The organism is Corynebacterium sp. LK28 (assembly GCF_014335105.1).
In the GTDB taxonomy this organism is placed as follows: Bacteria; Actinomycetota; Actinomycetes; order Mycobacteriales; family Mycobacteriaceae; genus Corynebacterium; species Corynebacterium macclintockiae.
This window is the reverse complement of record NZ_PDGZ01000009.1, coordinates 127,412-150,197: the sequence shown is the minus strand read 5'-3', so window position 1 is coordinate 150,197 and position 22,786 is coordinate 127,412. Positions and strand designations below refer to the sequence as shown.

Annotated in this window: 23 protein-coding genes; 8 read left to right on the top strand and 15 right to left on the bottom strand. The window is 62.6% G+C overall.

Translation table 11 applies throughout. The annotated features are described in order from the left end of the window. Positions 1-48: 48 nt before the first annotated feature. Positions 49-786, top strand: coding sequence for an alpha/beta fold hydrolase (locus tag CRD15_RS04080; RefSeq protein WP_043015121.1), 738 nt, complete (start codon positions 49-51; stop codon positions 784-786). A gap of 7 nt (positions 787-793) precedes the next feature. Here the strand turns inward: CRD15_RS04080 and CRD15_RS04075 are convergent, their stop codons facing one another. The 5 genes from CRD15_RS04075 to trxA all read right to left on the bottom strand — a co-directional run bounded on the left by CRD15_RS04075 (position 794) and on the right by trxA (position 5,328). After that, positions 794-2,356: a DHA2 family efflux MFS transporter permease subunit gene (locus CRD15_RS04075; protein ID WP_237745525.1), complete on the bottom strand. Its 1,563-nt coding sequence runs from the start codon at positions 2,354-2,356 to the stop codon at positions 794-796. Continuing rightward, positions 2,346-3,146 carry a PspA/IM30 family protein gene (locus CRD15_RS04070; RefSeq protein ID WP_187401969.1) on the bottom strand — a complete coding sequence of 267 codons (801 nt, stop codon included), beginning with the start codon at positions 3,144-3,146 and terminating at the stop codon, positions 2,346-2,348. Before CRD15_RS04070 ends, CRD15_RS04075 begins: the two co-directional genes overlap by 11 nt. A gap of 135 nt (positions 3,147-3,281) precedes the next feature. Next, positions 3,282-4,271: a DUF6114 domain-containing protein gene (locus tag CRD15_RS04065; RefSeq protein WP_051893687.1), complete on the bottom strand. Its 990-nt coding sequence runs from the start codon at positions 4,269-4,271 to the stop codon at positions 3,282-3,284. Next, entirely contained in the window at positions 4,261-4,836 is a 576-nt protein-coding gene (locus tag CRD15_RS04060) for a DUF6230 family protein (protein ID WP_187401968.1), read from the bottom strand. The genes CRD15_RS04065 and CRD15_RS04060 overlap by 11 nt, the downstream gene beginning before the upstream one ends. Positions 4,837-4,959: 123 nt before the next feature. Continuing rightward, positions 4,960-5,328 (bottom strand): thioredoxin, encoded by a 369-nt coding sequence (gene trxA / locus CRD15_RS04055; RefSeq protein ID WP_034966658.1) that lies wholly within the window; start codon positions 5,326-5,328, stop codon positions 4,960-4,962. Positions 5,329-5,417: 89 nt separating this feature from the next. Here trxA and CRD15_RS04050 point away from each other — a divergent pair, with 89 nt between their 5' ends. Next, positions 5,418-5,921, top strand: coding sequence for a hotdog fold domain-containing protein (locus CRD15_RS04050; protein WP_034966656.1), 504 nt, complete (start codon positions 5,418-5,420; stop codon positions 5,919-5,921). A 30-nt stretch (positions 5,922-5,951) separates the two neighbouring features. Here the strand turns inward: CRD15_RS04050 and CRD15_RS04045 are convergent, their stop codons facing one another. Both CRD15_RS04045 and CRD15_RS04040 read right to left on the bottom strand, forming a co-directional pair. Then, positions 5,952-6,422, bottom strand: coding sequence for a CrcB family protein (locus CRD15_RS04045; RefSeq protein WP_043011745.1), 471 nt, complete (start codon positions 6,420-6,422; stop codon positions 5,952-5,954). Next, a complete protein-coding gene (locus CRD15_RS04040; RefSeq protein ID WP_187401967.1) occupies positions 6,419-6,973 on the bottom strand; it encodes a CrcB family protein in 555 nt (184 codons plus the stop codon). The genes CRD15_RS04045 and CRD15_RS04040 overlap by 4 nt, the downstream gene beginning before the upstream one ends. 209 nt (positions 6,974-7,182) lie before the next feature. Between CRD15_RS04040 and CRD15_RS04035 the strand changes: the two genes are divergently transcribed. Further along, a complete protein-coding gene (locus CRD15_RS04035; protein ID WP_230580171.1) occupies positions 7,183-7,614 on the top strand; it encodes a MarR family winged helix-turn-helix transcriptional regulator in 432 nt (143 codons plus the stop codon). 60 nt (positions 7,615-7,674) lie between these two features. On the opposite strand, the gene dnaB is transcribed toward CRD15_RS04035, so the two are convergent. Then, complete coding sequence (gene dnaB, locus CRD15_RS04030) at positions 7,675-9,255, bottom strand: replicative DNA helicase (protein WP_034966799.1); 1,581 nt, start codon at positions 9,253-9,255, stop codon at positions 7,675-7,677. Between the two features lie 641 nt (positions 9,256-9,896). Here dnaB and CRD15_RS04025 point away from each other — a divergent pair. Further along, on the top strand, positions 9,897-11,546 hold the full coding sequence (locus CRD15_RS04025; protein WP_187401965.1) for an NAD(P)/FAD-dependent oxidoreductase: 1,650 nt from the start codon (positions 9,897-9,899) through the stop codon (positions 11,544-11,546). Between the two features lie 952 nt (positions 11,547-12,498). On the opposite strand, the gene rplI is transcribed toward CRD15_RS04025, so the two are convergent. The 7 genes from rplI to CRD15_RS03990 all read right to left on the bottom strand — a co-directional run bounded on the left by rplI (position 12,499) and on the right by CRD15_RS03990 (position 19,074). Next, a complete protein-coding gene (rplI, locus tag CRD15_RS04020; RefSeq protein WP_034972646.1) occupies positions 12,499-12,951 on the bottom strand; it encodes a 50S ribosomal protein L9 in 453 nt (150 codons plus the stop codon). An 85-nt stretch (positions 12,952-13,036) separates the two neighbouring features. Next, positions 13,037-13,690: a single-stranded DNA-binding protein gene (locus tag CRD15_RS04015; protein ID WP_034966646.1), complete on the bottom strand. Its 654-nt coding sequence runs from the start codon at positions 13,688-13,690 to the stop codon at positions 13,037-13,039. Between the two features lie 147 nt (positions 13,691-13,837). Next, complete coding sequence (gene rpsF / locus CRD15_RS04010; RefSeq protein WP_034966795.1) at positions 13,838-14,125, bottom strand: 30S ribosomal protein S6; 288 nt, start codon at positions 14,123-14,125, stop codon at positions 13,838-13,840. 152 nt (positions 14,126-14,277) lie between these two features. Beyond that, positions 14,278-14,460 carry a hypothetical protein gene (locus CRD15_RS04005; RefSeq protein WP_034966644.1) on the bottom strand — a complete coding sequence of 61 codons (183 nt, stop codon included), beginning with the start codon at positions 14,458-14,460 and terminating at the stop codon, positions 14,278-14,280. Next, on the bottom strand, positions 14,453-16,027 hold the full coding sequence (locus CRD15_RS04000; RefSeq protein ID WP_187401964.1) for a glycosyltransferase family 87 protein: 1,575 nt from the start codon (positions 16,025-16,027) through the stop codon (positions 14,453-14,455). Before CRD15_RS04000 ends, CRD15_RS04005 begins: the two co-directional genes overlap by 8 nt. Beyond that, positions 16,008-18,188 carry a transglycosylase domain-containing protein gene (locus tag CRD15_RS03995; protein WP_370546800.1) on the bottom strand — a complete coding sequence of 727 codons (2,181 nt, stop codon included), beginning with the start codon at positions 18,186-18,188 and terminating at the stop codon, positions 16,008-16,010. The genes CRD15_RS04000 and CRD15_RS03995 overlap by 20 nt, the downstream gene beginning before the upstream one ends. Positions 18,189-18,672: 484 nt before the next feature. Beyond that, positions 18,673-19,074 carry a DUF5318 family protein gene (locus tag CRD15_RS03990; protein WP_070551161.1) on the bottom strand — a complete coding sequence of 134 codons (402 nt, stop codon included), beginning with the start codon at positions 19,072-19,074 and terminating at the stop codon, positions 18,673-18,675. 129 nt (positions 19,075-19,203) lie between these two features. On the opposite strand from CRD15_RS03990, the gene CRD15_RS03985 reads away from it, so the two are divergent. The 4 genes from CRD15_RS03985 to CRD15_RS03970 all read left to right on the top strand — a co-directional run bounded on the left by CRD15_RS03985 (position 19,204) and on the right by CRD15_RS03970 (position 22,653). Continuing rightward, positions 19,204-20,295, top strand: a complete 1,092-nt coding sequence (locus CRD15_RS03985) for an inositol-3-phosphate synthase (RefSeq protein ID WP_034966785.1) — start codon at positions 19,204-19,206, stop codon at positions 20,293-20,295. A gap of 147 nt (positions 20,296-20,442) precedes the next feature. Further along, entirely contained in the window at positions 20,443-20,910 is a 468-nt protein-coding gene (locus CRD15_RS03980; RefSeq protein ID WP_034966639.1) for a MarR family winged helix-turn-helix transcriptional regulator, read from the top strand. A 24-nt stretch (positions 20,911-20,934) separates the two neighbouring features. Next, positions 20,935-21,891 carry a universal stress protein gene (locus tag CRD15_RS03975; protein WP_051892159.1) on the top strand — a complete coding sequence of 319 codons (957 nt, stop codon included), beginning with the start codon at positions 20,935-20,937 and terminating at the stop codon, positions 21,889-21,891. 180 nt (positions 21,892-22,071) lie between these two features. Next, entirely contained in the window at positions 22,072-22,653 is a 582-nt protein-coding gene (locus CRD15_RS03970) for a hypothetical protein (protein ID WP_034981339.1), read from the top strand. Positions 22,654-22,786 lie beyond the last annotated feature (133 nt).

The following is a 22,786-nucleotide window of genomic DNA, read 5'->3' as shown; positions in this document are numbered from 1 at the left end:
CATAAATAGTGACACACAGCTGTCCAACAGCACTGAAATGATGGCACCATGACATCAAAACAGCAGGAAAAGACCCCTCCCGTGATAATTCTGATCGCGGGCCATTGGCTCGGGGCATGGGCATGGGACGAAGTCGCTGAACAACTGACATCCAACGGCATGCACGCTATCCCCATCACTCTTCCCGGCCTCGACGATCAAGACCCACAGCGCGCAACCAGGACTCTCGATGAGCAAGTCGCGGCGATCCAATCAGTAGTCGACGCACAGGGAGGCAATGTAATTCTCGTCGCACACAGTGGTGCTAATGCTCCGGTCAGTGTCGTCATCGATCGACACCCGGAACTGATCCAGCGGGTCGTGTGGGTCGACTCCGGTCCAGTGTTGCCCGGTAGCATCTTCGCCCCGGATCTCCCCGAATCAGTTTCGGAGATACCCCTGCCCTCTTTCGAAGAGCTCGGCCAACAGGCCAGTCTTGAAGGCCTCAGTCCAGAGCACCTCCAGCGCTTCCGCGAGAAGGCCGTCGCCGAACCGGGACCTGTCATGCGTGCAGCTGTCGAACTAACCAACGATGGCCGCTTCAGCGTGCCGACCACGATGGTGTGCTGCTCGATACCAAGTGAGCAAGTGCTGGAGTTGGCCGAGGAGGGACACGCGATGTTCGCTGAAGTGGCCCGACTCGACAATATCTACGTCATTGATCTTCCCACCGGGCACTGGCCGATGTGGAGCTGTCCCGATGAATTGGCCAAAGTGATTAGCCACACTGCGGGGCAAACTGCCTGAGCGGCCCCTAGCTCTTCGGTGCGCCCGGGTGCGCGGACTCCCGCGCGTCCAACTTCAGGAACGCCGACAGCACCATCAGCACCACCGACGCGAAAGCCGCAACCAGGAACGCCACGTGGATGCCCTGGCCCACCACCTGCGCCTCCACCAGCGCAGGATCCGTCGCAGCCAGGCCTGCCAGCTCCGCCGCATTACTAGAGGCGTAGCGGGCGGATGCGAAAGTCATCACAGCCACGAAAATCGCCGTTCCGGCGCCACCCGCGACCTGCTGAAGGGTATTCAAAATTGCCTGCGCGTGGGCAGCCAAAGAGTCCGGCACGGCGGCCAGGGCGTTGGACATAAGGGGCGTCATCATCAAAGCAATGCCCAAGTTCAAGATCACCGTAAGAACCATGAGCTGCACAAACGCCGGCCACGTCCCGGATCCGACCCAGGCGAACAGGTGCTCCGTCTGTTCCAGGGCGGCGAAGCCCATCATCGCGATCGTGATCAATATGCTGCCCGGGATGATCAGCATGCGCGTGCCACGGGCATCGTAGGCGCGCCCAATGGCCGGGCCCAGCAGGCCCATGACCAGGCCACCGGGCAGGGAAACCATGCCGGTCTTCAGCTCCGACAGGCCCGCGACGTTCTGCGCATACAGCGGCATCAAGATGATGAAGCCGAAGAGCATGGAGAAGGAAAACAGCAGCAGCCCCAGCGAAAGGTTGTACTCGCGCACGCGCACCGGCTGCAGGTTCAGCAGCGGGGTGGCGTTCGGCTTGTCGCTGCGCTCCAGGGAACGCTGGCGCAGGAAGAAAACCACCAGGATCGCCAGGCCTGCGGCGAGGATAACCAGACGCTGCACAGGTACGCCGTCGGCCAGCTCCGACAGGCCGGCCAGGCCGTAGACCAGGCCCGCAAAGCCGAAGGCAGAGAGGAAAACAGAGAGCACGTCCAGGGAAGGGCGGGTCGGCTCCTCGAAGTTCTTCACCAGGAACAGGCCCGCGACCAGGGAAATCAGAACCAGCGGAGCGACGAGGATGAAGATCCAGCGCCAGCCCAAGGCCTCCAGCGCCACCCCGGAGAACGTCGGGCCCAGTGCCGGAGCCACCGCGATAACCACCGACACCAGGCCGAACACCGCACCACGGCGGTTGATTGGCACCAGGCGGATGATGGTGGTCATCAACATCGGGATTACCAGCGCCGTGCCGCTGGCCTGCACCACGCGCGCGAGCAGCAGGATCGGGAACGTCGGCGCTGCCGCAGCCAGGATCGTGCCGACAAGGAACGTCGTCAGCGCCGCAATGTAGATCGACCGCAGCCGGAAGCGCTGCATGATGTAGCCCGTCATCGGAATGACCACGGCCATCGTGAGCATGAACGCTGTGGTCAGCCATTGCGCTGCATCGGCGGTGACGCCAAACTCTCCCATCAAAACGGGCAGCGCCACAGCCAGGGTAGTCTCGTTGAGAATCACTACGAAAGCCGCAGCGACGAGCACGCCGATCAGGAGTTTTGCACCGGGCGCTGGCTCGCCGGGAGGGACGGAGTGCTCCGCGCGGTCGGAGTCGGGCCTAGCGCTCAATTTCGCCCTGAGCTTCGCCAGTGCCTTCGCCGCTACCCTCGCCCCGCTCGAGAGCGTTAGCACCGTTTTCGGCATTCATCTGGGCGCGGATTTCCTCCAGGCGGGAGCTGGCTCGCATGTCATTTCCAGCCGATTCGATTTCCGCCATCCGACCCTGCACGGAGTTCTCGACAAGCTCCTGACTGCCGAGCGCCTGAGCGTAGCGCTGCTCGATCTTCTCGCGCACGCTATCGAGGGTCGGCACGTCATCGTTCTGCACCAGGCCATCCATCTGCTGCATGGAATTCGCGGTGGCCTCCTGCATCTTCGCCTGGTCAATCTGGGTGCGCAACTGGTTGATCTGCGCCATCTGATCCTCCAGGCGGGCAGCAGACTGCTGCTGTTGCTGCTGCGCCTGACGGGCTGCTTCTTCCGCGCCGGCGTACAGCTGCTTGGTTTCCTCCAGCTGCTGTTCGACGGAGACCAGCTGCGATGCGAAGAGCTCTGCAGTCTGGTTCAGCTCGTTAGCCTTGGTCTGGTCGCCGTCAGCTGCGGCCTTGTCGGCCTGCTGGATGGCGGTGCGGGCATTGTTGGAGAGCTTGTCTGCGTCCTGCTGCAGGCGGTTCAGCTTCATCTCCAGCTGGTTGCGGTTGCCGATCACGCGCGCTGCACTTTCGGAAATCTGCTGGTGCTGCTTGCGGGCCGCTTCCGTGGCCTGCTGGATCTGCACATGGGGATCCGCGTTCTCCTCGATCTTGGTGTCGAGGGACTGCATCAAGTACTTCCAGCCCTTAGAAAAAGGATTCGCCATGGGAAAACTCCTGTGTCGGTGTGTAGTCGGTACTTAGTCGGGATGTAGTGGTTTGTTTAAGTTAACTGCATTCCAGCGTACTGACTTTCCGTGTGGCGCACGGGGCGAAAGCAAGAGCGGGGCGACAACCCGCCACTAGAGCGGGTACAGGTGAACCACCGGGGCATTCATGTCCCGCCCGGTCAGGTGCAACAGGTCCAACTTCACTTGCTTCAGGGAGACGACCTCCATCACCGGGTCCGGGATCGGCGCCTCGCTAGGAACCAAGCCCAGCTGGTGTAACACATCCCCCGCGCCAGCGGAGATATCGACCTTCACCGGTACCGTGGAAATCTCAGCCAGCGCGGGCACGGCCTCCAGGGACGTAGCCTCCACCACGACGGGGCCGTCGATCACGTAGGTCTCCACATCCGGGCCGGTCTGCATCAGTCCGTCACCCCACTGGCCGGGCAGCTTGATCTGCAGGTTCTTGATCTCCAGTCGGTCGCCGGTGATGCGCAGCAGGTCGCGGCGGCCCTGCTCCGTGCCCACGGAATCCACGCCGACACGCACGTTCCCCTTGAAGGTCACGTTATCTGCGGTGACCTGGCCTACGTCGCCCACGCGCGCGGGCTGCGCCACACTGTACGGGGCATTCGCATTCAGGATGCCCAAGCCGGTCGCAATCCCCACTGCCACCAGCAGGGCTGCAACCGTCGCGGAGTACCCGCCGCCGGAGCCCCCGTCCTCGTCCTCGCCCCGGGCCTTCTTCGGCTTACGCTCCCCAGGCTCCCAGGCTAGGGCAAACGCCCCGCCGAATATACCCAGCAGCGAGCCCAACAAGAACCCGCCGATATTGGAGGCCGGCAGCGCCACCAGCGATGCCAAAATGGCGAAAACTCCCAGGTAGGGCGCCGTGGCAGGCTTCAGCCAAATACCCAGTGCAAACATGATCTGCGCTGCGCCCAGGAATAGCGTGGAAACTCCCGACAGCGTGGAGATCATCACCAGTAGGTCAGAGATCCGCAACGTCAGATACGCGGGCGTCATTATGACAACACCCGAAAGCAGCACCAACAGTCCCGGCACAAACGGTCGGTTGCGGCGCCACTCGGCGAAGCGCGCTAACCGCCCTTTAGCAGGCATTCTCGGTTCCTCGGCGCACGCTCGCCTCCACACCGGAAACGTTCAGCTGCTTTGCACCAACCGACGTGGCAATGATCTTATCCGCCACAACCTGCACGTCCTTCGAGTGCAGACCCCAAGCGTCGTCCGGTGCTTCGGGGTTGACCTGGCTGGCGTCAATACCAAGGTTGGGATCGGCCATCCGCAGGCTGCCCTTGATGTCGGTGGAGCCTACGATCAGGTCGTCCGCATCAACGCTGTTCTGTCCGTTGGCGCGCAGCGAAAGGGTGGCCTCGCCGACGGCGGGAAGGTTCGGCACAGTGGTGGAAAGGCACAGGTCAGAGGCCTTCGCCTCCTTTATCTTCACGCGCGCGACGGGCAGGTGGTCGTCACCTTTCGTGTCGTTATCCATGAACAGGGAGAAATCCTGCCCGGACAGGCCGCCGATAGTCACGGTGAAGAAGGTTCCGGAAAGCGCCAAGTTCGCGGAAATACCACCCTTCGCCACGGCCATTCCGGTGCCGGCAAAGCCGACCAGCCCGGCGGTAAGCGCAACTGCGGCCTTCCTGCCGTTGATCCGTCCCATTCTTCGTGCCTCCTGTTGTAATGCCCTTATGCATTATCCCCGCGGTGGCACCGTTGCGCGAATTGCGGTTCTTTTTGGTGACGCCCTCTAGGCCGCGCCCGCCCGCGCCTCAGCGCGCGCTTACTACTGCTCGGCCTGCTGAGCCTCAAGCTGCTTGCGAACCTCGTCCATGTCCAGCTTCTGCGCCTGATCCATCAGGTCGTTCAAAGCCTTCGCAGACAGCAACCCAGACTCCCTGGCCAGCAGCACACCGTCGCGGAACATCATCACAGTCGGGATCGACTGGATCTGCAGCGCAGCGGACAACTCCTGCTGAGCCTCAGTGTCCACCTTGCCGAACACCGCATCCGGGTGCTCCTCGGAGACCTTCTCGAAGATGGGTGCGAAGCGCTGGCACGGGCCACACCACTCCGCCCAGAAGTCCAGAACAACGATGCCGTCGCCCTGCACGGTTTCCTGGAAGTTCTCACCGGTGATTTCTACGGTCGCCATTTCTTTCCCTTCGGTTGGTTGTCGTTGGGCGTGCACGTTTTTCCAACATTACGCAACGCACACTTTATTCCCCGTTTAGAGTTCTTTTTATGTCTATTTATGACGCCAACGTGAATCCATCCGGCACTTTCAAAATGTACAAGAAGCTTGCGCAGAAGCCATTCGGCAATGGCCTGTTCTCGCTGGTAGCCAGCGCAAAGGCGCCATACTTCCTTACCGTGCAGCCGCGCCTGCAGGAGTTGCGCCCCGGCTACTGCAAGGTTCGGTCGAAGAAGTGGTGGCTGCTGAACAACCACATTGGAACCTTCCACGCCATTGCGGCCTGCAACGTCGCAGAGTTTGCGATGGGGATGCTAGCTGAGGCGTCCATACCAAACACGCACCGCTGGCTACCGCAAGGAATGCGCACGCAGTACCTGAAGAAGACGAAGGGCAGCCTGACGGCCACCGCGACGGCGGAGCTGCCGGACTTCGAGAAGATCACGAAGGAATCCGGCGGGCAGACCGTGCCGGTGAAGATTCACTTCGCGGATGACGAGGGCACGGAATCCACTTACGTGGAGATCGACATCTGGGTGACGGCGAAAAAGTAGCGGGTCAAGTACCCGCCAAGACCGCGCCAGCTAGGCGCCCGCCAGTGCCGCGCCGCCCCAGATCGCGGGCAGGAATACCGCGCAGCAGGCCAGCAGCATCGCCGCCACGCCGACGATCCGGCGGGCCGGTTGGGGTTGGGTGAACACCTCCACCATGGCCGTGGAGAACGTGGTGAAACCTCCGGCTACGCCTACTCCTATCAGCGGAAATAGGATACTCAAGGGGCTGTCGCCGTTGAAGGATTTGCCCAGAGCGCTGGCCGCTCCCCCGGAAGGTTGCAAGGCTTCGGGCTGTTGCAGAGCCCCGGGGTGCTGCAAAACAAAGCCGAGGACCACTCCCAGCGCGATGGTGCCTAAAAGGTTGACAACCGCCAGACTCCACAGCGGCGCCCAGCCGCGCCGGGATTTCAGATACGTATCCAGCTGGTAGCGCGCAGCGGCGCCTGCTCCGCCGCCGATTGCGACGGCCACCAATTCCACGAGTGTTGCCCCGGCGCTCATCGGCCTCCCCCTCCCCGAGCCTCGCGGCCTGCGTCAGTGCCGCCTGTGGGAGCTTTGCCGACCGCCGCGCTCCGCATGCGCCCCAGCGTGTTCAGGTCGCGCCCCAGCCGCAGGCCAGCGGCGGCCGCAAACAGGCCAAGCGCCAGCGTGCACACCCCGTAAGCTGCGCCGATGAGGACGGGTGTGGTGGAGGAGGTGGCGTCATGAAAAAAGAGCGCCCGAGCCGCATCGGCACCGACCACGGCCGCGGCGAGCGAGCTAAACGAGGTGAATCCGCCGAGCACGCCCGTGCCCCAGAAGGCCCGACGGGGGTCGGCGGCGCGTGGGATAAGGCCGACAAGTAGCGCCAGGATGAGGGCTCCGAGGACGTTGACCAGCAATAATGCGGCGTCCCCGAGGGTGACGAAGCCGAAGGCGTTTAGCTGCGTGGCCGCGCCGGGGACGCGCGTTGGGTCGCCGAGGGCGGGGAGCCAGATGGTGAGCGCCCAACGAAGAATCGCCCCCAGCGCGCCACCGAGGAAGACCAAGGCGACGGGCGGGAGGCGTTTCATAGGGGCTATGTTACCTAGCCCGGTGAGTGAGGTGAGTTAGGCCTGCTTAATGGCGACGAAGCCGATCTCGGAGTGCGCTGCGTCGATCTGGAAGTTGTCGGCGTAGTTGATGCGTCAACTAAGTTGACTGATGTGCGATACTGGAGCACATGACACGAGCAAACACTTCTCTCCCGCCAAGCAAGCAGGCGAAAGAGGAAACTCAGTGGTTGAACAGCCGCGAACAGCAGGTGTGGCGAGCGTGGCTCAACACCCACATCCAGATCAATGCCGAACTGGCACAGCAGCTATCGGCGGACACGTCCCTTTCTTTGTCGGACTACGAAGTTCTGGTGCACCTTTCGGAGTCGCCGGACAACCAGCAGCGAATCGTCGCCCTGGCGAACACGATGCAGTGGAGCCGTTCCCGCTTGTCGCACCAGATCACGCGCATGGCTAAGCGCGGCCTGGTGCGGCGCGAGACATGTGACGCCGACGGCCGCGGGGCCTTCGTTGTCCTCGAACCCGCAGGCCTCGAGGCGATTACTAATGCTGCTCCCGGGCACGTGAAGAAGGTCCGGGAGCTGATCTTCGACCACCTCAGCGACGCCGAGGTGGAGAAGTTGCTCGCGCTACTTTCGAAGCTGGACGCGCAGTTCTAGCTCCGCGCGAACGCGCAGGGAGGCTGGGCGCTGGGGCTGGACTGCTGGGGGGGCAGCTACCTAGGGCATCGGGCTGATGTCGCGCGCCATGTCAGAGAACTTGGAGAACTGTAGCTGGTTCGCCACCGTCACGGTGCCAATCGGGCCACCACGGTGCTTCGCCAGGATGATGTCGGCCTCGCCGGCACGCTCGTGATCCGGATTCTGGGAATCCGGGCGGTTGATCAGCATGACCATGTCGGCATCCTGCTCCAGCGAGCCAGATTCGCGCAGGTCAGAGACACGCGGCAGCGCGTCGTCACCACGGGACTCCACGCCACGGTTCAGCTGCGAAATTGCGATCACCGGGACGTTGACCTCCTTGGCCAGCAGCTTCAGCTGGCGGGAGAACTCCGAGACCTCTTGCTGGCGCGATTCCACGCGCTTACCGGAAGACATCAGCTGCAGGTAGTCCACCACGATCAACTGCAGGTCCACCTGCTGCTTCAGGCGGCGCGCCTTCGAGCGGATCTCCATCATCGTCAGATTTGGCGAGTCGTCGATATAGATCGGCGCATCCTCGATCTCGCCGATACGCACGGTCAGCCGGTCCCAGTCGTCATCGGTCAACTTGCCGCCGCGCATAGAGGCCAGGCGCACCTCCGCCTCCGCGGAGAAGATGCGCATCATCACCTCCGACTTGCTCATTTCCAAGCTGAACAGCGCCGACGCTTTTCCATGTTGGATCGACGCCGAACGCATGAAATCGAGAGCCAACGTCGACTTACCTACACCGGGTCGCGCGGCCACAATCACCATCTGTCCGCCGCGCAGGCCGTTCGTCAGATCATCCAGGTCGGCGAAGCCCGTGGGGATGCCCATCTCCACGCCATCCTGGCTCTCCAACTGCTCGATCTCCCCCACCGTGGAGGCAACCAGTTCCGCGAAGACCTCGTAGTCCTCTTTCGCGGCATCGTTGGTGATGGCGAACATCTCCTGCTGCGCGCGGTCGACCACGCTGTCGACTTCCGCACCCTCCGTGCCCGCGTATCCTAGCTGCACGATCGTCGTGCCCGCCTGCACCAGGCGCCGCAACGTGGCCTTCTCGCGCACGATCTCGGTGTAGTAGCCAACGTTTGCCGAGGTCGGAGTCTTTGAATAGACGCTGTGAATGTAGTTCGCGCCACCAACGAAGCCCAGCACGCCGTCCCGGTCCAAGCGCCCGCTGACGATCACCGGGTCTACTTCCTTACCCTCGCCGTAGAGCTGAAGTATGGCGTCAAAAATAGTCTTGTGCTTCGGCACATAGAAATCGTCGCCGACCAGGACCTCCACGACATCCGCGATCGCGTCCTTGTTCAGCATCATGGCGCCGAGCACGCCCTGCTCGGCCTCGGCGTTCTGCGGCATCTCGCGCACGATCTGCTGGTTGCCCGCGCCACCGCCGCCTCGCCGGCTGCCACCCCGGAAGTTGCCGCCCTGGAAGTTTCCACCCCGTCGGCTGCCGTCGTTGAAGTTGCCGCCCTGGAAGCTTCCCGCACCCGCCCCGGAAGCTCCGCCAGCTCCGCCGTCGAAGGCGCCGGGGTCGCCGAAATCATCGAAAGGCTCGTCGGGCAACGGGGCGCCGTCGTCGAAGTTCATGCCTGCGTTCTTCTGGCTCATGCAGTCCACTTTAGTGGTACGGCCAGACAACCCCCTAAGCATGTTTTCCGCGCCTTCCATGCGAGCTTTTCTGGCGCGTGCTGGGCGCGCGCTGGGCGTGAATTGGGCTCGAGTTGGGCGTGAGTTGGGCGTGAGTTGAGCGCTATTTTGCACGGAAGCAAATCGAGTTATCCACAGGCTCTGTGGATTATTCTGTGGAGGCTCTGTGTATAACTCACAACGCCCCAGGATGGCTTGTGGATAAGTTGTGGATAGTCGACGCCCTCACCTGCACCTTTTCACATTCTCCCAGGTCAGGAGCGTGTGACTAGTGTGAAAAGTGCTTTTTACATCAGTGGATAACTTGGGGATAAACAAACATGCAGGCCAGGCGATTAGGCTCCTGTAAAGTCCCAGGTCGCCCGATCTTGGAAAAATATTCACACAGAATTCACCTTTCACCCCAAGAGTCACGCTGCTTATGCACAAGCCTCAGCGCGCCACCTGCGGCAAGCCGATCCGCGCCCCTACAACGCTGCCGTCAACGCCGTCCCCACAGCGCTGCGCACCACGCCACAGTCAACACCGCCACAGTTTTCTATATAGAAGCAAAATATTGGTTTCCCCACGGCACCCTCCCGGGGTGAAGTAGCCTGTCCCCCATGAACGCCACACCCGACACCTCAACTGCACCGACCAACGCCACCTCTCCCCTGCCTCAGCTTGCAGACGCCACCGCCGAGCGCCCCCTCGACATCCTCATCGTCGGTGCCGGCCTCTCCGGCATCGACCTCGCGCACCACGTCGCCAAGAACTTCTCCGACTGGAACTGGGCGGCCGTCGACTCCAACTACGACCTCGGCGGCACCTGGGCCACCTTCCAATATCCCGGCATCCGCTCGGACTCCGACATGGCCACCTTCTCCCTCCCCTTCAAAAAGTGGCCACACAAGGGCACCCTCGGCTCCGGCAAGCAGATCCGCGACTACTGCCACGAAGCAGCCGAAGAAATCGGCATGCTGGACCGCCTGCAACTATCCACCTGGGTGCAGGCCGTGAACTTCCACACCGACCAGGGCCTGTGGGAGGTCACCATGCGCCTTGGCCGCCCCGGCCACGCAAACTCGGAGGGCACCGACGGAGCCACCGCCCCCGCCAGCCCCGAGCAGCCAACCCTCACCACGTGGACCCGCCGCCTCCACTTCGCCACCGGGTACTACCGCCATTCTGAAGGGTTCACGGCGGACATTGAGGGCGTCAATACCTTCGAAGGCACCGCCCTGCACCCACAGCAATGGCCCCGCGACCTCGACGTGCGCGGCAAGAAGGTCACGGTGATCGGCTCGGGCGCGACCGCGATCACGCTGGTCCCGGCGCTGCACGAGATGGGCGCGGAGGTCACCATGCTGCAACGCACCCCCACCTACATCGCGCCGCTGCCGGAGACCGACACGATCAGCTCGTTCGTCGGCCTGGGCCTCAGCACCGAGCCCGGCACCTTCGGCCACCGCCTGGCGCGCAGCCTACACATCGGCCGCGACATGGCGCAGTACCACCTGTGCCAGACATTCCCGAGCATCGCGAAGCTGGTGTTCCGCGGCTGGAACCGCCTGTACCTGCCCGCCGACGAGGTCCGCCGCAACTTCACGCCGCCCTACGGCCCGTGGGATCAGCGCGTCTGCAAGTCCCCCGGCGGCGATTTCTTCAAGGCTGTGCGCGGCGGGGCGCGGGTCGTCACCGACCACATTTCGCGCGTTGACGCAAGTGGGGTGCAGTTGCGCTCCGGCGGGTACATCGAGTCGGACGTTCTGGTGATCGCCACAGGACTACAACTTCTTGCTTTTGGTGACGCCCACTTCTCAGTCGATGGCACCCCAGTTCCCACTGAGTCTTTGGTGGCTTATCGTGCCATGATGGCTAACCGCCTGCCGAACTTCTCCTACACCATTGGCTATTTGAACCAGTCGTGGACGCTGCGTGCGGACATGACCTCGCGGTACTTGGTGCAGCTGTGGAAGGACATGGATGCCCGCGGCGAGCAGTGGGCTTGCCCGGTCCTGCCCGCCGGCGAGGCCGCTGACCTGCCGTTGTTGGAGATGTCCAGCGGTTATATTCAGCGCAGCGTGGCGACTCTGCCGCGCCAGGGCGCTGGGGATCCGTGGCGAATGGAGCAGGATTACATCAAGGAACGCCGCGCCTACACGGGCGCTGACAATAAGCACGACATGGCTTTCGGCACGGATGCGCTGGAGGCGGCGGCACCGCTGGCAGCTGGCGAGGGCGGCGGCGGTGCCGCTGAGCTGCGGGTTTAGCTGCAGCGCTGGCTTTGCGCTGGCTTTGCGCTGCTTTGCGGCGGTACTTGGGGCGGCTTTGCGCTGACTTTGCGCCGGCTTTGCGCTGGTACTTGGGGCGGCTTTGCGCCGGTACTTGGGGCGCCGTGTGTGTGCTGAGCTTCGCAGGTTGGGCTCGGCACAGAGCCTTCTGTCACTATGGGGAGCGTCCAGGGGCTCGGGCAGAGTGCCCGAGGAGCGCAAATGTCGGAAAAGTTGCAGTTTGTTATTGAAAGTCATTTGCAGATTTGCAAACATGCAGGTCAGAGCCTTTCACGTGGCCTGCGAGACTGACGGAGTTTTTGGTTTTGCAACTTTTCCGACATTTAGCCCTACGAAGTGCAACTTTTCCGACAGCTAACGCCACCTACTGCAACATCCACGACCTTTAGTGCCGCGCACTGCAACTTCCCCAGACTTGGACTGCCGCCTACTGCAGTTTCCTTGACATTTAGCGCCCCTGGCGAGGGCAGCCAGGCAAAATTTGTGCAGCTCTACTGAGGATCAGCCGGAAGCAATCAGGCAAAGGAAAAGGCCCCACGCACGAATGCGTGGGGCCTCAACCTGCTGTTGTCTAAGTTGAAAAGTTTTCTACTGGTGCGTTCTCGTCGCACGCGCAATTTCGCAGCTCGTTGGCTTGGTAGTAGGGCTCAGCGGCATGTTTGCAGCTCAACGCCACATTGTTGCAGCTCAGAGCCTAAAGCCCACGCGTGTTGTCTAGGCACGCGACCCGTGGTTGTCTAGGCACGGGAACAGGGCTTCGCTGGCAAACAGCTATGCGAGCCGGCTCAAACGCCAGCCAAGCAAAGCCAGCCAACTGAAACCAGCCAAGCCGACTCAAACGCCAGCCAAGCAAAGCCAGCTGAAATGTCAGCCAAGCAAAGCCAACTGAAAACCAGCCAACTAGCTGGAAAGCCAACCAAGCGGGGCGAAGTTACGCGGAAACGACCTCGAAGCTCAGGGATGCAACGATGCCGTCGTGCAGCTGAACGTCCACAGAGTAAACGCCGGTTGCCTTAACATCGCCCTTGCGAAGCTTGATGCTGTGCTTGTCCAGGGAACGACCGTTGGCCTTCTTCACTGCGTCAACAATGTTGTCTGCAGTAACAGAGCCGAACATCTTGCCGGATTCTGCAGTGCGGACCGCGATGGTCACGCCGCTCAGGTTCTCCAGCTCTTCCTTAACTTCGCGTGCGTGGTCCAGGTCACGGATCTGTCGTGCTTCCTGTGCGCGCTTAATTCCTTCGATCTGCTTCTCAGCGCCGCGGGTAGCAACGATTGCGTAGCCGCGCGGAAGCAGGTAGTTACGTCCGTAGCCAGCCTTGACCTCTACGATGTCGCCGGGGACACCGAGCTTGTCAACGTTGGCGGTGAGGATCAGCTTCATGATCCAGCCTTTCGTTGTGCTTTGGTTTGACCAATTATGTTCAAAAAAAGTTTTAACGCTGACCAGCAGCTTTTAAGCTAACCGATCAGAATGGCGGCTCGTCGTCGCCATCACCAAATCCGGACTGTGGGGCAGAGTTCCACGGGTCATCATCCATGGCAGCATTGTGGCCGCCGAAGCCCTGGTTGTTCTGACCCTGATTACCCTGGCCACCCTGGTTGCCGGCATTACCGCCGAAGCCACCCTGGCCGCCATTACCATTACCCTGGCCACCAGCGTTACCGCCGAAGCCACCGCCCTGGCCACCCTGGCCGCCGAAGCCACCAGCGTTGCCGCCCTGGCCGCCCTGACCGTTGCCGCCCTGGCCACCGCGGAATGCCTTGTTGATATCCGCAGTTGCAAAGCGCAGCGAAGGTCCGACCTCTTCAACTTCAATTTCGAAGACGGTGCGGCGCTCGCCATTGCGATCCTCGTAGGAACGCTGGCGCAGTCGGCCGGTCACGATCACGCGGTCGCCCTTGTTCAGGCTGTTTGCCACGTTCTCGGCAGGTTGGCGCCACACGTTGCAGGTCAGGAACAGCGGCTCACCGTCGACGAACTGACCAGCCTGCTGGTCGTAGCGACGGGGCGTGGAGGCCACGCGGAAGTTCGCCACTGCGGCCCCGTTGGGGGTGTAGCGCAGCTCCGGATCCGCAACGATGTTGCCGACCACGGTGATTTGGGTATCTCCCTGTGCCATGTTTCTTTCCTAACGTTGTGTGGTGACGTGTGGGCGTCAAAAAGAACAGAAGCCCGAAATGGTTACAGTGCTTAGGTTAATGGTTTAAAGGTGCCTGTACAGTCCGATCGGAGCCTGCAGCTTTCGCCTTATATGGCGTGGTGAAAGCTACTGGTCCTTCCGCAGCACCTTGGTGCGCAGAATCTGGTCGTTGATGTTGAGCAGGCGGTCAATTTCCAGCACGGTAGCCGACTCACACTTCAGGTCGAGAACAACGTAGATGCCCTCGTCCTTCTTGTTGATCGGGTACTCAAGGCGACGCTTGCCCCAGACATCAACCTTTTCCACGGAACCGTTTTCCTTGCGGACAATCTCCAAGTACTTGTCCAGCGACGGGGCAACGGTGCGTTCATCCTGGGAAGGGTCGATGATGATCATCATCTCGTATTGACGCACGGACCTCATCACCTCCTATGGTCTTGTGTTTCGGCCATACCCCTTTTGGGCATGGCAGGAGGGTCGTTGCGTCAGCAACGTTCTCAGCCTACAGGTTGCCCCGCGTTTTAAGAAATGCTCCCTGCGCCCGCCCCGCGCAACCCTGCGCCTCTTTACGTCGCGGCGAATACCGCCAGGCTCACCGGCACGATCGTCAGGCACACGATGGCGATGCAGAAAAGCGTCCACACTTGTTTCTTCGATTTGCCGTACATGAAGCTGGCGAAGCTGCCGCCAAAGAAGAGGAACCCCACAAACACGCTGGCCATGGTGATGAGGAGTGTCGTGTTATTCATCGTTGCTCTCTTTCGCTGCCGTTGTTGTGGTTGTCTTCTTTATGACGCCCACTTTTCCGCCCGAGCCATTCCCGTGACGGTGGTGCTTTCCTGTCGGAACGTCTGCAGCCAGCACTCCGGCCAGCGGATCGCGACCGCCATGGGCCTCGCGGATCGGGTCGGCGCTGCGCCCCATGATTTGGCGGATGACTAGCACGGCCATGAATACCAGCAGCGCCAGGCGCACGACGGTCACGGTATCGACCAGCCAGTTCGGGGCCGCCTGGTTGGCTGGCAGGAACTGCCACATGCGCAGGTACCAGTACACGGCTTCCAGTGCTGCCCAGCTGAAGACCAGGCGCCAGCGGGGGAGAGCCAGCACCAGCAGTGGCACCAGCCAGATGGAGTACTGGGGGCTCCATACCTTGTTGGTGATCATGAAAGCCAACGTGGCCAGGAAGGCCACCTGGCCGACCCGCGGTGTGCGGGGGGCTGCGATAATGACCAGCCAGGCCAGGCCCAGCAGTGCGACGAGCAGCAAACCACTGGTCAGCAGGTTCAGCGTCTCTGCGCCGTCGACGGACTTGGAGGGGCTTACGCCGTTCCAGGAATCGTTACCCGTGATGTGGGCGATGACGGCGTAGATCGTGGAGCCTTCCCAGCCGCGCTCGGAGTTCAGTCTGAAGAACTCCCCCCAGCCTTCGGGCGCGGCGACCATGATGGGCACGTTAACGATCAGCCAGGTGCCGAGCGTCCCGCCGACCAGCTTGGCAAGTGGCCCCCACGCACGCTGGCGCAGGCACAGCAGGATCAGTGCGCCGCCGATGAACGCGGGCCACAGTTTCAGCGCCACGCCCACGCCGACCGCCACGCCCGCCCAGCCGGGACGCCGATTGGCCCAGAGGCTGAAGATGGCTACCGCCGCCGCGCACGCCAGAAGGTCGAAGTTGGTGAAGGCGTGGACGATGACTAGGGGAGAGGCCGCCATCAGCAGCGTGTCCCATACCCGGTTGCCGGTCAGTTTCGTCATCAACCCGGTGGCGACCAGCCAGAACAGGCCCAGGAAGAAGGCGTTAACGCCGAAGAAGATTGCCACGGGAGTTGCCTCTGGCAAGGGCAGGAAGTCCCACAGCACGCCGACCGGCCGGGCGATAGCCGCAATGATCCACTGGTACAGGCCCGTCAGCACGGGGTATTCCATGTAGTGCACGGAGCCGTCGCTGCCGGTTATGGACGTGAAGTAGGGGAAGTCGAGGTTATCTAGGCCTCGGCCAGAGTAGAGCGAGATTGTGTCTGAGTAGCAAGCGGAGGTGTATTGACGCTTACCGGACCAGTCCACATAAGCCTCACCTGCAGAGGTAAATCCAGTGCGGATGCACTGTGCTTTTTGCAACCAGCCGAAGGCCAGGAAGGTAGCGGCGGTTGCCAGCAGCACGCGGAGGGGAGTCCACCACTTTGCCCGCCCGATGAGGGCGTGCGCCCCCGGTGGACCGCCGATGAAGCGGACGAATCCGCGCGCCATCGGCTCGGTCCGGGAAGGCAGTACGCGCTGCTGAGAACTGGTCTTCTTATGGGTTGAGGATTCCATCGAGCAGGTTCTGTAGATCGTTGTTTGGCGGACGGTTACCACCCTGCGGAGCGGGCTGGCGCGGCGCCGGGGCCGGAGCTGGCGATGGCGGGGAAGCGGGGGAGGCCGGTGCCGGAGATTCCTGTTCCTGCTCCTCTGGCTGGTCGGCGCCTGCTGCGCCGCCTGCGTTTCCGCCGCCAGCGTACCCACCGGTGTAGCCGGAGCTGGCGGCTGCGCCGGTATTGAACTGCTCGATCTCCGTGTTCTCCAGCGAGCGATCCATCACGCCCTTCCAGATCTGGGCGGGCAGGCCGGAGCCGTACATAATGCCGCCGTAGCTGTTGTGAATCGGCTTGCCCTCGGCGGTACCAACCCACACTGCGGTGGACAGCTGCGGGGTGGAGCCGATCATCCAGGCGTCCTTATTTTCGCCGGTATCGCCCAGCTGCGCCGTACCGGTCTTTGCAGCCGAGGGACGGCCACCGGCCAGCGAGTTGCCGTTGGAATACGCCGCAATGGGCTGCATCGCCTGGATAACGCCGTTGGCAACTTCCTCAGAGACCACGCGGTCGCCGTCGTCGTTGGTGTTATCCAGCAGCACGTCTCCATTGGAGTTCTCCACCTTCTGCACGAAGTGCGGGCGGTGGTAGATGCCACCGTTGGTCAGGGTCGCCAGCGCGGTTGCCATGTCCAGCGGGCTGGACTGGTACATGCCCAGCGTGATGCCATCCGCCGGCTTGCCGTTCTTTTCCTGCAGGGTCTTGCCCACACCCGGCAGCGACTCGGCCACGCCCAGGCGGTGCGCCATGTCAGCCACGTCTTGCGGACCGCCCTTCAGCGCCTGGGTCAGGCGGATGAAGCTGGTGTTCAGCGACTGCTTCAACGCTTCGGCGATGCTGCATGTGCCGCAGCTTGCGCCGCCGTCGTTGTTCACCTGCGCGTCACCGGTCATGACGGGGGAGGAGTCGAACTGGTCGTAGAGGCTACCGCCCTGGTCCAGGTATGCGGCCAGCGTAAAAATCTTGAACGTAGAACCGCTCTGCAGGCCCGCACCGGCGAAGTCGAAACCAACTGGGTCGTCGCCGCCATACCAGGCGCGCACCCCGCCGGTCTTCGGATCCACCGAGGCCACGGCCGTACGCAGTCCCTGCTGCTGGCCTTCCATCTTCTTGTGGATCTCATCCACCGCGTCGGCCTGCATCTTCGGATCGATGGTGGTGGTGATCTTCAAGCCACCCGTGTTCACCTGTTCCTCGGTGATGCCCGCCTGCTCTAGCTCCTCGATAACCTTCGTCTTGATCAAGCCATTCGTACCGACGGCCTGGGTGTTCTCCGCGGTCTCCGCAGGGTCCTTCACCTTCGGGTACACGGCCTTCCGACGATCGGCTTCCTTCATGGCGCCGATCCCAACCATTCCGTCCAGAACGTAGTTCCAACGCGATTCTGCGCGCTCGCGGTTCGTCCACGGATCCAGGCTGGAAGGCGCCTGGATCGTCGCGGCCAGCACTGCGCCTTCCTCCGGGGTGAGGTCCTTGACGTCCTTGTCGAAGTACGCGTGCGACGCTGCGCTGATGCCGTACGAGTTACGCCCGAAATAAATGGTGTTCAGGTAGGCCTCCAGAATCTCGTCCTTCGACCATTCGCGCGCCATCTTCGCGGAGATCACCAGCTCCTTGGCCTTTCGGCTAAGGCTGAATTCGTCGCCGACCAGCGCGTTCTTCACGTACTGCTGGGTGATGGTCGAGCCACCGCCGGCGCCCTCGCGCCCCAGCACCTGGCCGACTGCCGCACGGGCGAAACCAGACACGGAGAATCCGGGGTTGCTGTAGAACTCGCGGTCCTCTGCTGCCAGAACAGCCTGGCGGACGGACATTGGAACCTCGTCCAGCTTGACGTTCTGACGGTTGCCCTCTGGCGGAACGATGCGTGCCAGTTCAGTGTTGTTGTCGCTGGCCATGATGTAGGAGATCTGGTTGTTCACCAGCTCTTCCGGCTCCGGCACCTTCGTCACCGAGTATGCGGTAAAAAACGCCACCAGCGGCACAATAATCATCACTGCCATGACGGCTGCTAGGCCCGCGAAGAAGTTGCGCAGGGTGCGCTTGTCGCGCCAGCTGCGCTTCTTGCGAGTTCTTGCCTTTAGTTTTCCATCTCCCACGGAGCGGCTTCCATTCTTCTTCACACGAGTCTGTGGCCCATTGTTTTGGGGCCTCTTTCTTTGTGACGCCGACACGCCCGCCGCACCAGCTCCAGCTCCAGCTGAGGCTCGTGCCCGGTGGGCACCACCGGATCTCACCGGCTTGCCGCCGCGCTGCACGGTTCCACGCTGTGGATTTCCACGCTGAGGATTTCCCCGCTGCGCAGCTCCCCGCTGAGGATTGCGCTGCTGTCCAGCACGCCGCTGGCCCGGCTTAGCGGGCTGTCCAGCACGCCGCTGGCCCGGCTTAGCGGGCTGCCCGGCGCGGCGCTGGCCCGGCTTAGCGGGCTGACCTTGTCCAGCACGCGGCTGACCGGCACGCGCCTGGCCCGCGCGGCGCTGGCCCGGCTGACCCTGACCTGCCCGGCCCTGCCCAGCGCGGCGCTGACCCGGCTGCCTGTGCCCACCACGGCCTGCACCGGAGTCACCAGCACCACCGCGGGAGAAAGGGTTCTTGGACGGCTTGTCGCTACTCAACTAGACGAGTCTCCTGATTGTCGATCGTGATCCCGATCAGCTCTTCTCGGATCAAGTGATTCCATCTGCATTTCATGCACACTTCAACAGTATGTATCGAAAACTCAGCATCCTGCTGTTCATTCACTAGCGTCTCAATCACACCATTGATCTCTCTTACACTACGCGCTGTACCCGACTTTTCGCCTAATACACCGCCATGAATCCACAGTGTTTCCCTTAATTCATGCCTCCCACACACCGGGCACGGACGGTCGACTGCCCGTCCTAGAACCTCCGCGGAGGAAAGGAGGCGCGGGGTGGCGTCCCCAACAAAACGCTTAACCCCACGCACCTCCAACAGGGAGCGACGGCGATCAAGCGACCTATCTATAACCCTTCGCGAAATCGACACACCCACATTCTAAACACCGCCCGGACAACCCCACCCCGCGCGAGCTTGATCGATAAACTCGCCGGGCTTAATCGGTTAACCAGCCAAAGAACAAGGGTTCTTAGCAGCCAGCGCCCTACGGTGATTCGCATGACATCTAAGACTTGCAACATCGCCATCGTGGGACTCGGCAACTGCGCGACTTCCCTGATCCAGGGCATTCACCTTTATTCCGACGCCGACGCGACCCAGAACGTCCCCGGCCTCATGCACACCAAGTTCGGCCCCTACTCGGTGGGCGACGTGCGCGTCACCGCCGCCTTTGATGTGGACGCCGACAAGGTCGGCAAGGACGTCTCCGAAGCCATCGACGCGGGCATGAACTGCACCATCAAAATCGCCGACGTGCCACACACCGGCGTGACGGTCCAGCGCGGCCACACCTTCGACGGCCTGGGCCGCCACTACCAGGAAAGCATCACCGAATCCGACGCAGAACCCGTCGACGTACCCCAGGCGCTGCGCGACGCAGAGGTGGACGTACTGGTCAGCTACCTGCCCGTCGGCTCCGAAGAGGCCGACCGCTTCTACGCACAATGCGCCATCGACGCAGGCTGCGCCTTCGTCAACGCGCTGCCGGTGTTCATTGCCTCCGACCCTGAATGGGCCGAGAAGTTCCGCGCGGCCGGCCTGCCGATCGTCGGCGACGACATCAAGTCCCAGGTCGGCGCGACCATCACCCACCGCGTGCTGGCCCGCCTGTTCGAGGAGCGCGGCGTGCGCCTGGAGCGCACCATGCAGCTGAACGTCGGCGGCAACATGGACTTCAAGAACATGCTGGACCGCGACCGACTGGAGTCCAAGAAGATTTCCAAGACTCAAGCCGTGACCTCCAACCTGAAGGAAAGCCCGCTGGCTGGCAAGGTGCACGACCGCAACGTCCACATCGGCCCGTCCGACTACGTGGAATGGCTGGACGACCGCAAGTGGGCATACGTCCGCCTGGAAGGCTCCGCCTTCGGCGAAGTGCCGCTGAACTTGGAGTACAAGCTGGAGGTCTGGGACTCCCCGAACTCCGCGGGCATCATCATCGACGCCGTGCGTGCCGCCAAGATCGCGCTGGATAGGGGAGTAGCCGGCCCCGTCGACGCGGCCTCGAGCTACCTGATGAAGTCCCCGCCCGTGCAACTGCCGGACGACGTCGCCCGCGCGCAGCTGGAAGAGTTCATCAACGGCGCATAGGGCGGAGGCGGTGGCGTCATTAATAAATTGCGTCACCGCGTAAACACCCAGAAACATCCCCACAAACGCCGGACGACGTGCCCGAAAACACCGGGCTAAGCACCCCGCGTGAGTATTTACAGCCAAAACTGTTGTATTTTAGTACCTATGGCTTCCACACCTTTAGAAATCGCCAAGGAACTGCGCCTCCCGTTGACGCGGTTGTACCTGCTGTACTTCCGCCAGACGGAGAACTCCCACATCAGCATGGCGCAGCTATCGATCCTGATGATCCTCGAAGAAAACGGCCCGATGCGCATCAGCCAGATTGCGGCCACCGAGACGATCCGCATGCCCACCGCCTCCAACGCGGTCAACCAGCTGGAGACGATGGAGCTGGTCACGCGCGTGCGCGACACGTCCGACCGCCGCGGCGTGAGCGTCACCCTCACCGACAAGGGTCGCGAGGAACTGCGCCGCCTGTCCGAAGAACGCGCCGAGCAGCTCGCCAGCATGCTGGATAGCCTCAGCGACGAAGAGCTCAAGGAAGTTGCAGAGGCCACCCCAGTTATCGAACTGGTCCTGCGCCGCTACACTGAAGCTATCGAGGCAAAGCTGAACAACGACCAGCAGTAGTGCTGGAGCTAGCGAGCATCTTTCTTGAGCAACACCCCTAAGTCCGACGTCCCCCGCACATCGGGCGCATCCCGCGCGCCCCTCCGCCTGCTTCTTACATGGCGCCCCGAATCGGCCGGTGACGAGGCCGCGCAGGTCGCCGCCTGGCTCGGCCGCACGGAGACCATCGCGGTGCGCACGGCGACGGTGATCTCGCGTTCCTGGACCGCGCAGCCGGAGCTTGAGTTCGACAACTACTCGGAGTGGATCGACAAGGAATCGCAGGCCGTGTCCTCCGCCGCGCAGAAGGCGCTGGCCCTGGCCAAGCTGCCCGAAGCGATGCTGGACGCCGACGAGCCCTCCACTGTCACTGTTGATCATTCGGAAACGAAGGCTCTTATCGACGCCGCCGCCGAGTTCAACGCCGACATGATGATCTTGGGCTCCCATCCCGCCGCGCCGCATTCTCGGTTCCGGATCGGCTCGACGGCGGATGCCCTGCTGCACTATGCCCCGCTGCCGCTACTGTTGGCTCCGCGGACGCCGAAGCTGTCGAAACGTGGCGTCACCAGGGTCAATTGCTGCTACATCGATACCGACCAGTCGCACGAGGCGCTGCGTCGGGCGGCGGACCTGGCGCACCGCTGGGGAGTGCCGCTGCGGCTGGTGGCGTTCAGCCCGCGCGGGGCGACGATGTATCCGACGGAGACGGAGTTCATCGACAACTCGGACATGATGGTCGAGTGGCGTGAGCAGGCTCTGGCGCTGCTGGACCGCGGACGGGACCGGGCTCTGAACAGGCACGGCGACCTGACAGTGCAGATGGAGGTCGGCAGCGGCTACGGCTGGTCCGGCGCGATTAACGCCCTGAAGTGGAAGAAGGGCGATCTGCTGGTGATGGGCTCCAGCACGCTGGGCGGTTTCCACCGCGTGTTCATCGGCCCGTCGACGAACCAGATTCTGCGGCACAGCCCGGTGCCGGTGCTGCTGAGCACCGTCTAAGCACTGTCTAGCGCGCCTTAGCGTGCCGCCCGGGGGTCGGCCGCGGGCGTCGGCGCTGGTCGTTCCGCAGGCTCGGCTCCCCGCCCACCGCGCGCCATTCCCCGCGCACCCCGCAGCCACCGCGCTCCAGGCTCGCGCGGGTTCTGATTACCCCCGGGGACGTGTAGATTTAAGGGCATTATGAGCACCGACGGTTTGAACAACGGCCCCTCACCTGCTGATAACCCGGATTCTGCCTCCGGTTCCGCGGACTCCCAGCCCTTTGGTCGCCCGTCCGCGGGCTCTCAGCCCGCCGGCTCCCCATCCGCGGGATCCCGGCCCGACGGCTCCCAATCCTATGCCTCCGAGCTGGACCGTCCCGGCGCGCCCTCCGAGCTGGACTACGAGGCCGACCCCTTGCTCCGCCTCGAGCGCAACAATAAGTCCACTCGCCAGGCCATTTGGTTCTTCGTCGGCGTGATCGTGTCCACCACTTTGTCCGCGATCCTGATCTGGATCGCCTCCAAGGTCATTGGCGGCCCCTACTGCGAGGCCGACTCCTCGGCACAACTGTGCAGCCGCACGTTCCAGCTTCTGTTCTCTATCGTTCCCACTTCGATTGCGTTCTTTGGCCTGTTCGGCTCGGCGTTTATCACCTACTACAAGTGGAAAAACCACCAGCGCTGGCGCCCGTGGGTAGCGGTGATCTGGTTCATCATGCCGTTCTGCATGGCTTGGATCACCTCGGTCGGTGCGTACCTGCTCATCGACCACAGCCTCTAGACCCGCCCGACGGTCCCGCTTCCGCTCAGGCTCCGCCCCTGCTGTCCCGCCTCCTCCAGCCCCGTCCGTCGGTCCCGATTCCGCTCAGGCTCCGCCGTACCCGCTGGAATGTCCCAAATCCTCGAGTTATTGA

What these genes read in the sequence shown, in the direction of transcription:
- CRD15_RS04080 (WP_043015121.1), top strand. Translation starts at nt 49, where the DNA reads ATGACATCAAAACAGCAGGAAAAGACCCCTCCCGTGATAATTCTGATC.
- CRD15_RS04070 (WP_187401969.1), bottom strand. Translation starts at nt 3,146, where the DNA reads ATGGCGAATCCTTTTTCTAAGGGCTGGAAGTACTTGATGCAGTCCCTC.
- CRD15_RS04065 (WP_051893687.1), bottom strand. Translation starts at nt 4,271, where the DNA reads ATGCCTGCTAAAGGGCGGTTAGCGCGCTTCGCCGAGTGGCGCCGCAAC.
- CRD15_RS04060 (WP_187401968.1), bottom strand. Translation starts at nt 4,836, where the DNA reads ATGGGACGGATCAACGGCAGGAAGGCCGCAGTTGCGCTTACCGCCGGG.
- trxA (WP_034966658.1), bottom strand. Translation starts at nt 5,328, where the DNA reads ATGGCGACCGTAGAAATCACCGGTGAGAACTTCCAGGAAACCGTGCAG.
- CRD15_RS04050 (WP_034966656.1), top strand. Translation starts at nt 5,418, where the DNA reads ATGTCTATTTATGACGCCAACGTGAATCCATCCGGCACTTTCAAAATG.
- CRD15_RS04045 (WP_043011745.1), bottom strand. Translation starts at nt 6,422, where the DNA reads ATGAGCGCCGGGGCAACACTCGTGGAATTGGTGGCCGTCGCAATCGGC.
- CRD15_RS04040 (WP_187401967.1), bottom strand. Translation starts at nt 6,973, where the DNA reads ATGAAACGCCTCCCGCCCGTCGCCTTGGTCTTCCTCGGTGGCGCGCTG.
- dnaB (WP_034966799.1), bottom strand. Translation starts at nt 9,255, where the DNA reads ATGAGCCAGAAGAACGCAGGCATGAACTTCGACGACGGCGCCCCGTTG.
- CRD15_RS04025 (WP_187401965.1), top strand. Translation starts at nt 9,897, where the DNA reads ATGAACGCCACACCCGACACCTCAACTGCACCGACCAACGCCACCTCT.
- rplI (WP_034972646.1), bottom strand. Translation starts at nt 12,951, where the DNA reads ATGAAGCTGATCCTCACCGCCAACGTTGACAAGCTCGGTGTCCCCGGC.
- CRD15_RS04015 (WP_034966646.1), bottom strand. Translation starts at nt 13,690, where the DNA reads ATGGCACAGGGAGATACCCAAATCACCGTGGTCGGCAACATCGTTGCG.
- CRD15_RS04005 (WP_034966644.1), bottom strand. Translation starts at nt 14,460, where the DNA reads ATGAATAACACGACACTCCTCATCACCATGGCCAGCGTGTTTGTGGGG.
- CRD15_RS04000 (WP_187401964.1), bottom strand. Translation starts at nt 16,027, where the DNA reads ATGGAATCCTCAACCCATAAGAAGACCAGTTCTCAGCAGCGCGTACTG.
- CRD15_RS03985 (WP_034966785.1), top strand. Translation starts at nt 19,204, where the DNA reads ATGACATCTAAGACTTGCAACATCGCCATCGTGGGACTCGGCAACTGC.
- CRD15_RS03980 (WP_034966639.1), top strand. Translation starts at nt 20,443, where the DNA reads ATGGCTTCCACACCTTTAGAAATCGCCAAGGAACTGCGCCTCCCGTTG.
- CRD15_RS03970 (WP_034981339.1), top strand. Translation starts at nt 22,072, where the DNA reads ATGAGCACCGACGGTTTGAACAACGGCCCCTCACCTGCTGATAACCCG.